Genomic DNA, 12,421 nt, shown 5'->3' on the forward strand with positions numbered 1-12,421 from the left:
ATGAATCTAGGGGCTTGTAATCTCACTTTTGTAAAGATTTAACTCATTCATAGTTATGAAACGTTTATCTCAGTTTCTGTATAAGCTGCTGCTCACGATTTTAGCAGGCATCTTCATCTCTATAAGTACGTTTCCAGCGAAAGTAATAGCTTTTGACTTGAGGAATACTCCTCCGCAATATCGAGAGCAAGCGCGACAGCAAGAAGCGCAACTCCGTAAACCAAGGCTAGGTGCCCCAAGACCAGGTGCCCCACAGCTAGGCGAGGCCCCCCCACAGCCGCGAAATTGTCCCAATACTAATCAGCCGATAGACTTCCAAAAAAATCTGGGTCTGGACTACCTAGACAGTAACAGCAATCATGTATTAAACGCAACCTTAAATGTTATTAATCCAGAGTCTTTCACCCTCGGAGACGTAACTTTCAAAAGCAGCTATCAAGCAACATACGACGGGAATACAGCGAAGTTTAAGACGGATTCAAACAACCAGAGGATTGCTCTCTACCAGACCGAGGATGATAAACCAGGCACATACATACCACCAGTCTTACGAGTATCGCCTGGTGATACTATCAACCTGAAGCTGAACAATAAATTGACTGGTCAATGGACTGGAAGCGCTCCGCAAGATACTAATTTTCATTATCATGGTTTCAATGTACCGGCAACCGAAAATGCTGACGATGTACTTACCCACATTCGTCCTGGACAAAGCGACCCAATGGGCTTCGTAATCCCGGAGAATCATCAACCTGGGCTGTTTTGGTATCATCCACATGTCCACGATGATAGCGACTCACAGGTTAGTAGTGGCATGTCAGGTGCGATTATTATTAAAGGCATTGAGAAATATTATCCTATTATTAATGGAATTCCCCTGAAGCCAGATAAGCCTAACCTTGTCAAGGAGATTGTTAAGGACATTGAGCAACCTTATGACACCACTATTAAGGGAATTCTGCCGCAGCTTAAGTCTAGTCTTACTGAGAGAGTGCTTTTGTTTAAAGATTTGCAGCTTAAGGAGCAGCTTGAAACTGACCCGCCAAACAGCTACGCCTGCTACACCCTCAACGGTTTAGTCAACCCCAACATTACTATTAGACCGGGAGAAGTTCAGTTCTGGCGCATTGGCAATATTGGCGCAGACAATTACATAAATTTGTCGCTACAAAAGTCAACAGATGATACAGATGATACAAGTCCTTTCTACATATTGGCACGTGACGGCAACATTGTGAATTCGCCGTTTTTACAAAAAGAGCCGATTCTGCTAGCGCCTGGTAATCGAGTTGAGGTACTAGTAATTGGACCTCCATCGGGACAAAAGTACAATCTAGTCTCAACCGAGGTTTTCAACGAAGACACAATAGGTCAACCTCATAGTGCGGCAACCTTTCCAGGGAATCCCACAGTAGCAACAGTTTCATCTGAGGGTGAGCAAGTAAACTACGATGTTGGTGCTTTAGAAGAATACATACTGAGTCAAAAACCACAAGATAAGTTGGATGATTTACCAAGTATTGAGCAGCTAGCCAAGAAGTCGATACCCGAGACCCACAAACGTACATTCACATTCACGCAAAATTTTACCAATCCGAATAAATTGGACAGAGGAGGAGAGTTTTATATCAACGATAATATATACGATGAGAACCAATTTGATACAATCGTCAGGCTGGGTGATATTGAAGAATGGACTCTTGTAAATGCAACACCAATTCATCATGCCTTCCATATCCACCAACTCGATTTCTTGGTTACTGAGGTCAATGGTAAAAGCCAACTTACATCGAACTATGCACAGGGGTATCAAGATGTAATCGATCTCCCACCTTGTGGCAAAGCACAGGATAATAATGATAGTTGTGACCCTACCACAGTAAGCAAAACTGTGGTGCGTATTCCCTTTACAAACAAGATCATTGCTGCCAAATTCGATGGCAATCAAGATTACAATCTAGACACTGACAACTCCATATACAAAAATGGCGAATTCGTCGGTGGCAAATTCGTCTATCACTGTCATCTCCTGTATCATGAAGATCATGGAATGATGCAGAATATTCTGGTCTTACCACCTCTTCCTGTTCCTTTTTTACCACCTGAGTAAAGTGCAAAGCGTGGCTTAAGCTACAAGATACAAGATTAGTAAAAATCTTGTGAGGTGGGCATCTATGCCCACCTAAATTTACTGCAAAAGTTAAATTTTTTGCTTAAGTCTTGGAAATTTGTAAAAACCTTTTTATGTATACTCAAAAGTTTTATTATAAAATCGGAGAAAAAGTTTCTGAAAGTTGATAAACAGCTAAATATGAAATATTTTTTCGCAAGCAAGAAGCTGTGAATGCGCTAAACATTTTGGTAATTGCATTATCATACATCTATTCTCTTGACTACATAGATATAAGTCTGATACAACTGTTTAAAGAGGAACATTATTTGCGTAAGTCATAATATCTTATACAATTTTTAACCAAACGAATGTAATAGATTTGTCTACAAACTAGTTTAACACCCTTTTAGTACTAGAATTTGAGTTTTATTTTTGCACAATTTTAATCACATAAACGTTACAGGTATGACATCACCATCACCCAAAGATAAATATAACTATCAATCGCAGATTGCCGATACAGATTACGAAGAAAAAATCCGTCAAAGTTTTGCTTATTACTCAGATAAATGGGATAATGCGAATTTAACTTATCACTATCAAATTAAAAGACAGTGGTTATTAAATACTATCCACAAATTTTATCAAAAAACACAACAAAAAAATTTTCATCTAAAAATATTAGATGCTGGATGTGGCAACGGTCTATATCTAATAGATATTGTAGAAGCTTTAGAAAATATTTATAGTGTAGATGGTGTAGGTGTTGATATAACTGAAGAAATGATTGATATCTCTCGAAAAAGATCGCTAAATTTAAAGGGTAAATATGAATGGATTCAAATAGATTTGGAAAATGATGATTATAAATTGAAACTCGGAAAAGACCAATTTGATATCATTATAATGAATGGAGTCGTATGTTATTTTAAAAATATACCCAAAGTGCTTAAATCTCTAAAAAACCTTTTAAAACCAGATGGAAAACTGATTATTATCCATCACAATCCCAATAATTTGACTAATCTTGTTCTGAGAATTAAAAGTCTATTACAACCTGAATTTATCTGGTTTAGAAATCCTTCAGAAAAAGAAATCATAACTTACGCTGAAACAGAGGGCTATTTGTTAAATAAATCTCAAGTTTTACCTTGTGGAGGTATACCGTATTTATTTTATAGTTTAGGTAAGATATTTTGGGATGGTTACGGTTTAGTCTTTACTCTAAAATAGGATTGTTTAATTAATCTTGATATTTTTGAGAACATCACTCAAAGTTATCAAACGTCGCCTGACTCCTGATGAGCAGAAACGATTAGAGGAGTTACGCGATCGCTGTGAGTGGGGCAAACTCACCGATAGAAATCTGCCCGCGTCTCAAAATCAGGAAGACGGCGGGAGATAGCCTTGATTTGCCATGCTTCCCTGTCTTCAAGATAATAGAATCAAATTACGTCCAATAATGCCTTGTCCACCCAGTACCAGTGCCGTGTTCTTCGCTCTTATGTATCTGCTTTTTCTATGGATTGCTAAGGCAATTGTATTGGCTGGGCTTACCTCGAATCTTTGAGGGGATACGAGTTGATTTTAGTTAAAATTGCCAGTTTACTTGTAACCCAACAATATCTACGCTACCTTCAAAATTACCTTTGAGGGTACCTGCTGTAGTGCTTGATTGGTTAATGTAGCTATCGTTTACAAATACGTGAGTATATCCAATGTCGAAATTGAATGACTTAGAAGGTCGATAGCTAGCACCGAACCCAATCAAGGTGCGATCGCCGCCGGGTAATCGAGGCGTATTAAATTTTTCATCAACAGGGCTAGGGTCGTAAGTCATACCAGTTCGCAGTGTTATAGCAACGGACAGTGAGCTTAGGACAGCAATAAAATCACAAAGTACGCTGTTGAAAACGCGTTTTCCGCAAACTGTCCTAACGGCTTTGGCGATTGCTATAAGCGCTCGTTTATAGCATAATTGACCCCAACTCCAAAACGGTAAGTATCATTCCAATTCTCCGGCTGTACGGTATCTGGTTGAACCGGATTGTCAAATTTCACTCGCAGTTCTTGAAAGCGGCTCCAGTTTGTCCAAGTTACATCACCGAGAATTGCCAAACGAGGGTTAAGTTGTTGATATACAGCAAGTGATAAGGTATCGGGCAATTTTAAGACGGCGCTGGCTCCTGTGTCTGTGAATTGTCCTTTGGCAGTTAATCCTCTAGCGCTTGCAGGTACTGTGAAGTCAGCATTTTCCTGAATGTCTTGAGTAATTGGCGATCAATAACTTAAACCAATGCGGGTAGTTTTGAATGGTTCGTACATCACTCCCAAGTTGTAACCTACACTCCAATCGGAGCCTGTGACCTTGACAAAACCATCTGCCTGTTGGGATTGGATAGGTAAACCAACACTTTGCCCAATTAAACCAAAGTTGATCGCATTTGAGAGTGAAGTCTGGGCATACTGTATATTGAGGCCCGCACCAACAGAAAAGTTATCACTCAACTTCGCTGCCACAGTGGGATTAATATTAACAGTGGGATTAATATTAATAGTAGTGAGTTTAGACTCGACTGCCTGGTAACGCCCAACCCAGTTACTATCGTATTTGCTAGATAGCCCAAAAGGAACGTTAATACCAATACCCAGTTTCAGGCGATCAGAAACGCTCCAAGCAGCATACAAGTTTGGTACAGTAATATCAACACCTGCTTCTCCACCGTTACCACCTGACAATGGAACTCCTGTTGCCACGTTAGAACCCTGGTTTTGAAAAATGATTGTCGGGAAAATCACATAAGCAGCCCCAAAAAAGGAATTATCTGGTAAGTGAGTCAAGCCTGCGGGGTTAAAGAAAATTGTGCTGGCATCATCAGCAGTGGCCGCACTTCCGGCAAAAGCATTTCCCAAACCTTTGACACTTTGTTCGTTCAGGGGAAATCCTCCAGCAAATGCAACGCTGGCTGTACTGTTTCCTGTCAACGCTATCAATATTGGTATTAAGGACAATTTCACTTGCAATTGTTTCAATTTATGCATTTGGAATTTTATATCTTGTCTGTGTTGTAAGTAGTTTGGAATTTTTTATTGATTGTGAGTCTCCAGATGGAGGCGATCACTTAGTTTTAATTGCAGTTAGCTTCCACAACTAAAAAAATATTGTGATTAAATTGACGAACCGCCAAGTACGCCAAGGAAAAGAGAACAAAAACAGAATTCATGAATCTCACGAATGATTTAGGATTGGTATATCTGCGAATTACATTCGTTTGGATAGAAAATCACTCGAACACTACTGTTCTATTACCATATACTAATACACGATTTTGTAAGTGCGATCGCACTGCTCTTGCTAATACAATTCTCTCTAAATCTTTGCCTTTTCTCACCAAATCATCAACTTCATCACGGTGACTGACTCGCACCACATCCTGTTCAATAATTGGGCCTGCATCTAAATCAGCAGTGACATAATGAGCCGTTGCTCCAATAATTTTCACACCCCGTTCAAAAGCTCTATGATAGGGATTTGCTCCTACAAAAGCTGGTAAAAATGAGTGATGAATATTGATAATTTGCGGAAATTGAGTAATAAAATTTGCACTAACAATCTGCATATATTTCGCCAATACAACTAAATCTATTTTATACTGGCGTAGTAGTTCTAGTTGTTGGGCTTCTTGTTCGGATTTATTGTCTTTAGTAATAGAAATATGCTGGAAGTCGATATTAAATTGCTCTGCCACTACCTTGAAATTAGAATGGTTGCTAATAATTAAAGGAATTTCAGCAATAAATTCCTTAGCACGTTGTCGCCAAATTAAGTCAAATAGACAATGGTCTTGGCGACTTACCCAAATAGCAATACGTGGTACTGTATCAGAAAAACGTATTTCCCACTTAGCGCCTAAAGGTTGAGCAATCGCATTAAATGCAGGGGCAATAAACTCTCGCGGTAAATTAAACCCATCTAACTGCCATTCAATGCGCGTGAGGAATAACCCAGCAGCAAAGTCTGTATGCTGATCTGCATGGATAATATTACCACCATTAGAATAGATGAAATTGGCAAATTTTGCCACTAATCCCCTTTGATCGGGGCAGGAAATCAGCAAAGTTGCTGTTGGATTTGTCATGATAATATCGCCAGATTTTGAATTAATTATTTGCTGTTTGTCGGACTTGGTTTAGGAATGGTGAGCGGAGGTAGTTTCTGACTATTATCTACAGGTTGTTTCCACTCTGATAATTCCCGATTCACGGCATTTGCAAAATCTGTAGATACCAACAGCACATTTATATTTCCATCGGGTTTAGCAGCAGGGTCAGTTTGAGCATACAAGAAACGACCGTTAAAGTTAGATTTACCTAAAATTAACTGATGGCTTTGTCGGTTTTTCAGGGTGATATTGATGGTTGCTTGGGGTTGATCTAAGGCAAATTCTCCAAGCTCTTTTACTGGAGTTGATAAAGTGCGTAGTTTACCGCCGTAGGCATCGCTCTTACCTTTGACCAACAAATCTATCAAATAAGAAACAATAGCATCATTTGCTGGGCCCGATATCGGAGATTTGATTAACCATTTGGGGTTACTAGATTCAAAGTTACGTTCCAGATTCAGGGTGAGTTTTGTTGTCTTGACTGTTAAAAACTGCACATCATCTGCGGCAAAAGAGAAAATTTGCTGCTTTTGCTCCTTGATTTCTTCTCGCACAGTTGCACCTCGAATTTCATGGAAGTAAACAAAACCACCTAAACCCAGCGCTAGCAGTATCAAAATTAAAGTCGTTCGCGGCAATTTCATTTTTTAATTATTGGGCATTAGTGAAAAGTTAATATTTATAACTCTTAACTCACCTGTTACCGTCGTTTCCACCAGATAATAACTGCCGCCGCCAACCCAATTAAAGGTAAAACCAACAAAGACGACAATATTAAAAGATTGGCTTGTGTGGTTGTCAGGGTTATCCGACGGTTTTTTGGTTCTTTGGGGCGAATAGAAAGGGGTTGCTGATCCTGTTGACTCAGCCAAGTAACTGAGTTGAGGAATACATCTCCATTTAATTGCTGTTGAAACAAACCATCAGTGGCAAAATTAGAATTTCCGAAAACTACTAACCGGGATTCGGTGGCTGTTTGAGATGAGGGAGTGGGAGAAGGAGGGGGAACAGGGGAGGCAGGGGAGGCAGGGGGAGTGGGGGAAGCTTTGCCTTGAGTGGTTGGTGATGGTAGGGGTGAAGGTGTTGGTGAAGCTTGGGAAGTGGAAGCAGATTTAGCTGCTTGTTTTCTGGTTAAGGCAACACCCAAGGTCAGAGGCCCTTTGAGGTCTTTATCTGCATTAAATTCCAATTTTTCGCTTTGGAGGTCGCTTTCTGCCCAACTGTTGGGATAGGGTTTAGTTCGCAGCAGAGGAGTAGCTTCGACACCAGGTACAGAGGTAATTTCCAGTGGTCGTGCAACTGGATAAAAAGAATTGCCGTTAGCGAAATCTTTGGTAATTGGATGTTGTCCGTATTCTGTCACTAAGGGCGTAGCAGGGCCAAGTCCCACGACGCTTTCCCCAGAAACATCTACTGCTAAACGATTATCCAGACGAACACCCCACTCTTGTAGCAAGCTGTTAAGTTTGGGATCGGTATTGGGATCAATCATCAGCAGTAAGCTACCGCCCCGATTCAGATATTCTTGCAAGGCTTTGACTTCGCCTTCAAACAACTCTCGCTTGGGGCCAGCTACTATTACGACAGCGGCATCTTGAGGAACTTTGGAAGTTTCTGCTAGATTCAGCGGTGATGTTGTGAAATTTTTATCTCCTAATCCCTGAACTGCTTGTGATATTGCATCTTTACCAGGCGAAAGTTGGTGTTCGCCATGACCTTGGAGTAAGTAAACTTTGGCTGTGGTTGAATTTGTTAATTGTTGCAGGCGACTAGTTAATTTGACTTCTGACAGGCGCTGATTTTCATTTATCGTCTGTACTAATTGCCGTTTATCCCCAGATTCTAGGTAAACTTCCCCATAATCTTTGACGCCAAACTTTTCTGCAAGTCCTGGTCTAGCTTGGGGGTTGATGTACTCAAATTTAAATTTTGAGCTTTGCCGCTGATAATTTTCTAGCAGTTCTCGGTCTTGGGGATTCTGGTTAATATCAAACACCCACACTTTAACTGGTTGTGGTAAAACCTTTACCAGTTCCCGTGACTGGCGCGCAAGGGTAAACAATTGAGTTTCTGTTAAGTCTGCCCGCAAGTGGTAGCGAGTTCCCAAAAAGTTAATCAATCCCAAAATTACCAACACTGCCAGAGTCGCCACCAAAGCATTAGTCCCAGCTTGGGTAGAACGACGCCTCCACCAGTTACTCTGGTAGCTTTGCCATATTATCCCCAATCCACTGATCACAATTCCGGTAATCAGAAATGCTAATGGAATTAATCCCCACTGTTCAGAGACTAACCCAACTGTTAGACCGACAGCAATTAGGAACGGGCCCAACCAAAACAGATATTTCCACAGTTTCTTTTTTGCAACTATCTTCATAATTTTTCATTTTTCATTTGTCATTGGTCATACATCAAAAATTAGTGACAAGTAAAAATATCTGCACGAAAATTGATGAAATAAAAATTAGCAAGACAACTGAATCAATGGCAACAAAGCGGTTTCAATAATTACAGGTGTATCAATTATCAGAACAATTAGCAGATGACATTTGGAAAATTGTTGCAGGATGGAACTTTTTTGCAAAAGATACGATTGCTAAACAGATTGTCCGTTCGGCAGATAGTATCGGAGCCAATATAGCGGAAGGTGTAGGAAGAGGTAGTTTTCAAGAAAATAGATGTTTTATCAAAATAGCGAGAGGTTCTTTGAATGAAACTCAACATTGGTTAAGACGGGCTTACACTCGTAACCTTTTAACTAGCGAACAGATAAATTCAATCAAAACAATCATTAACGAACTAGCACTAAAATTAAATTCCTACCTAAACTCAATTGGCAATGTACCAGATGACAATGACCAATGACAAATGTGACCAATGACTACTGCCTTTGAAAGCGCAGTGCATCAATTGATTGAGCTGTGAGAAAGATGCCCAAAAAAATGTAACTGGCGAATAAAATCAAGGTGCTGGTATCAAAAATACCTTGAATAAGAGTGTTGTAATGTTTCAGCAACGATAGATAACCTAAGGCTTCGCCCACGGGACTAGGGACAATTTTGCCGATTAAATCAATCAATAACAATAATAAGATTACTGCAAAGGTGAGAATAGCAGACAGAATTGTGCTGTCTGTTAAAGAGGAAATAAACATTCCTAAAGATAAAATTGCCGCTGCTAGCAAGATTAATCCCAAATGACCTAACAAGGGAATTGAGAACGCCATTGGTGGATTTGAGCCGCTGATTGCGATCGCTTCAAACACTAGCATGGGTGCAAGCATCGTGGTTAAAAATGTTAGCACGCCTAATAATTTACCTACAGCTACCGCCCAATTGGTGATTGGTGAGGTGGCTAACAGTTCTAAAGTGCCCCGCTTACGTTCTTCGGCATAGAGTCCCATTGAGAGAATTGGCAGGATAAATAACAATAGCCATTCCATGCGTTCTAAAAATACCTGGACAAATTCGTAGGGGACATCTATCGGCGGTACTGGCACTCCTAGTTGTTGCCCTTGTAAATCTATTGCCGCAACTCCTACCAATATGCCATCTGGCCCTAGCAAAATCATCACGAAGAATAACCCCGACAAAAACCAAAATACACATGCGATCGCATAAGCCAAAGGTGATACAAAATAACTCTGTAACTCTCGGCGATAAATGGCAATAATATTACTCAGAACTACACCCATTTACGCTGCCTCTCCTTCGTTGTCTGCTGCTAAGTCTACCCCAGTATCGAAATTCTTTTCTTCTGTAGTCAGTTGCAAGAACACATCTTCTAAGGTGGCGTTAACACGCCGCAGTTCATGTAAACCAAATCCTGAACGTACTAATGTTGTGGCAATATCGCGCCCTGGTTCTTTTCCCGGTTGCGATATCACCCGCAGATAAGCGCGGTTTGCCTGGGGTTGATGACCGTGCATTCCGGCTGTTGGAATTGATTCTATCAGACTCACACCTGCGACATTTTGCAATACCTGTTTCGCTAGGGCCGCTTCTCCTTCTATTTCTAATTCATATCCTGAACCGCCTGTCAACTGGGTCATCAGGTTTTCTGGTGTATTAGTTGCCACAACTTTGCCACGATTGATAATGGCAACGCGGCTACAAGTCATGCTTACTTCTGGCAGAATGTGCGTGGAAAGAATAATTGTGTGAGTACCAGCGAGACTTTTAATTAAATTCCGCACCTCAATTATTTGTCGGGGATCGAGTCCGACGGTGGGTTCATCCAAAATGATCGCTGGTGGGTCGTGGACGATCGCTTGAGCAATTCCTACCCTTTGGCGATATCCTTTAGAAAGTTTGCGAATAATCACCCGCCGCTTATCTTCTAAGTTGCAGCGCTCGATAGCGGCTACTACCTTGTTGATGCGATCGCCTGCTGATACTCCCTTAATTCGTGCTACAAAATGCAAAAATCCCTCCACCGTCATTTCTGGATATAACGGTGGTGTTTCCGGTAAATAACCAATCCGTTGGCGCACAGCTAGGGAATTTTCATGGACATTATAGCCAGCAATTCGGGCATTACCATTGGTTGCCGGTAAATAACCAGCCAGAATCCGCATGGTTGTGGTTTTACCAGCGCCATTGGGGCCCAATAACCCTAAAATCTCCCCAGGCTCGACGCTAAAAGTGACATCAGTAATCGCTGGGGTAGAGCCGTATATTTTACTTAGATGCTCAACTTCAATCATAACTTTACACACAATAACAGTACTTTCAGCCTTGACTTCCTGGAAAATGCTCACCTAATGCTCAAATGCTCTAATTTAAGTGTTTAAATAGTAATTCCAAGTATAAATACATAGTAAGTAAAACATGTTAACTAATGCTCAATAAGAGCAAGAATCCACATCCATCTTATATGTCTAAAGTTGCTAGAGTAATCGCAAAAAAATGATTGATAAGGAAAATATCCTAAATTGTCATGTAATTAACAAGTAAGGCTTATCTAGACAACAAACTATAAAATTTACTTATAACTTACAAGAAAGTACCCTTTACCATAGAAGTGTCATCTGAATATGTCACTTTACACACAAGGGTACAACCAGTTCAATTTAGCGATCGCTCAATTTTAAGTTTTCGTGTTATACAATTTAGCTGCATATCAGCTTATTGCCTTGTATTAACTAGACCTTTCTCCATATCTATCCCTCTTCTGTCACTTTCCATAGATAAAAATCTGAAATACTTGCTGCACAAGGGTTTCAGTCTAAAGCAATGATAACGTTTATCATATTAGGAAATAAAGTCACAAACCCAGTCCCAGTCAAAGTTTTAAACATTCCTTTTGATTTTTGTTTTCGGAGAGTGACAAAAGCGGGCTATAGTGGTTCTCAATTGCATGAAATACAGACCACTCGTAAGGGCACAGCAATGCTGTGCCCCTACCATGTCTTGCATCCAAATGAGAATCGCTATAGTTTGCCCAAACTCTCATTAAAAACTTTTAGTTTTATTTTTGCCCTACCTCGCCAAGTGCAAGCGATCGCACAAAATTTCTTGAATTACCTGTTGTACAACTTCTTTACTCAAGCTGCCATCTACCCGAACAATTCGTGAGAGATGGGATGCTGCTAAATGTGCGTATCCTTGTTGAACGCGCCGATGAAAAGCGATTGTCTCCTGTTCAATCCGGTCTAATCCTACAATACTTGCTAGCTTGCGGGCCAGTCCTACTTCGACATCGACATCTAACCAAATAGTTAGATCACTTTCTAAGCCACCAGTAGCAATATAGTTAAGCTGATTGATTAAACTCATGTTCAAACCGCGACCATATCCTTGGTAGGCAATGGTAGAGTCGGTGTAGCGATCGCATAAAATATATTTTCCTGCTGCGAGATTTGGTTTGAGTTCTTGTTCAACGTGTTGCGATCGATCAGCAGCATACAACAAAAGTTCTGTCACTTGTGCAACTGGTTTATCTTCTGCTTTCTCTAGTAGCAAGCGGCGAAGATGTGAGCCTAACTCTGTTCCCCCAGGTTCTCGAGTTACCACCACAGAAATACCCAGACTTTCTAACCACTCAGAACAAAGCTGGATTTGGCTAGTTTTACCACAGCCTTCTACCCCTTCAAATACAATTAATTTGCTAGTCATGCTTTTTTATGTTCACTGCTTTAAAAATA

At 40.5% G+C, this 12,421-nt stretch carries 11 protein-coding genes and 1 pseudogene; 4 read left to right on the forward strand and 8 right to left on the reverse strand.

Annotated elements, in window-relative coordinates:
• Positions 1–55 precede the first annotated feature (55 nt).
• The 3 genes from V7L29_RS26025 (at position 56) to V7L29_RS26035 (ending at position 3,518) form a co-directional block, all read left to right on the forward strand.
• Positions 56–2,110 (forward strand): multicopper oxidase family protein, encoded by a 2,055-nt coding sequence (locus V7L29_RS26025; RefSeq protein ID WP_334737251.1) that lies wholly within the window; start codon positions 56–58, stop codon positions 2,108–2,110.
• Positions 2,111–2,578: 468 nt separating this feature from the next.
• Complete coding sequence (locus V7L29_RS26030) at positions 2,579–3,346, forward strand: class I SAM-dependent methyltransferase (RefSeq protein WP_334737252.1); 768 nt, start codon at positions 2,579–2,581, stop codon at positions 3,344–3,346.
• Positions 3,347–3,371: 25 nt separating this feature from the next.
• Positions 3,372–3,518: a hypothetical protein gene (locus V7L29_RS26035; protein ID WP_334737253.1), complete on the forward strand. Its 147-nt coding sequence runs from the start codon at positions 3,372–3,374 to the stop codon at positions 3,516–3,518.
• A gap of 186 nt (positions 3,519–3,704) precedes the next feature.
• Here V7L29_RS26035 and V7L29_RS26040 read toward each other — a convergent pair whose 3' ends face one another.
• The 5 genes and pseudogenes from V7L29_RS26040 to V7L29_RS26065 all read right to left on the reverse strand — a co-directional run bounded on the left by V7L29_RS26040 (position 3,705) and on the right by V7L29_RS26065 (position 8,653).
• Positions 3,705–3,953: an OmpP1/FadL family transporter gene (locus tag V7L29_RS26040; RefSeq protein ID WP_334737254.1), complete on the reverse strand. Its 249-nt coding sequence runs from the start codon at positions 3,951–3,953 to the stop codon at positions 3,705–3,707.
• 113 nt (positions 3,954–4,066) lie between these two features.
• Positions 4,067–5,155 (reverse strand): annotated as a pseudogene (locus tag V7L29_RS26050) (OmpP1/FadL family transporter).
• Between the two features lie 242 nt (positions 5,156–5,397).
• Entirely contained in the window at positions 5,398–6,252 is an 855-nt protein-coding gene (purU, locus tag V7L29_RS26055; RefSeq protein ID WP_334694145.1) for a formyltetrahydrofolate deformylase, read from the reverse strand.
• Between the two features lie 26 nt (positions 6,253–6,278).
• Positions 6,279–6,920, reverse strand: a complete 642-nt coding sequence (locus tag V7L29_RS26060) for a DUF4340 domain-containing protein (RefSeq protein WP_334694144.1) — start codon at positions 6,918–6,920, stop codon at positions 6,279–6,281.
• A 56-nt stretch (positions 6,921–6,976) separates the two neighbouring features.
• On the reverse strand, positions 6,977–8,653 hold the full coding sequence (locus tag V7L29_RS26065) for a GldG family protein (protein WP_334694143.1): 1,677 nt from the start codon (positions 8,651–8,653) through the stop codon (positions 6,977–6,979).
• Between the two features lie 137 nt (positions 8,654–8,790).
• On the opposite strand from V7L29_RS26065, the gene V7L29_RS26070 reads away from it, so the two are divergent.
• On the forward strand, positions 8,791–9,141 hold the full coding sequence (locus V7L29_RS26070) for a four helix bundle protein (protein ID WP_334737257.1): 351 nt from the start codon (positions 8,791–8,793) through the stop codon (positions 9,139–9,141).
• Positions 9,142–9,157: 16 nt separating this feature from the next.
• Here V7L29_RS26070 and V7L29_RS26075 read toward each other — a convergent pair whose 3' ends face one another.
• The 3 genes from V7L29_RS26075 to tmk all read right to left on the reverse strand — a co-directional run bounded on the left by V7L29_RS26075 (position 9,158) and on the right by tmk (position 12,392).
• Positions 9,158–9,970 carry an ABC transporter permease gene (locus tag V7L29_RS26075; protein ID WP_334694141.1) on the reverse strand — a complete coding sequence of 271 codons (813 nt, stop codon included), beginning with the start codon at positions 9,968–9,970 and terminating at the stop codon, positions 9,158–9,160.
• Entirely contained in the window at positions 9,971–10,981 is a 1,011-nt protein-coding gene (locus V7L29_RS26080; protein ID WP_334737258.1) for an ABC transporter ATP-binding protein, read from the reverse strand.
• A gap of 775 nt (positions 10,982–11,756) precedes the next feature.
• Positions 11,757–12,392, reverse strand: coding sequence for a dTMP kinase (gene tmk / locus V7L29_RS26085; RefSeq protein ID WP_334694140.1), 636 nt, complete (start codon positions 12,390–12,392; stop codon positions 11,757–11,759).
• Positions 12,393–12,421: the final 29 nt, after the last annotated feature.

The organism is Nostoc sp. (genome assembly GCF_036916575.1).
Lineage (GTDB): Bacteria > Cyanobacteriota > Cyanobacteriia > Cyanobacteriales > Nostocaceae > Nostoc.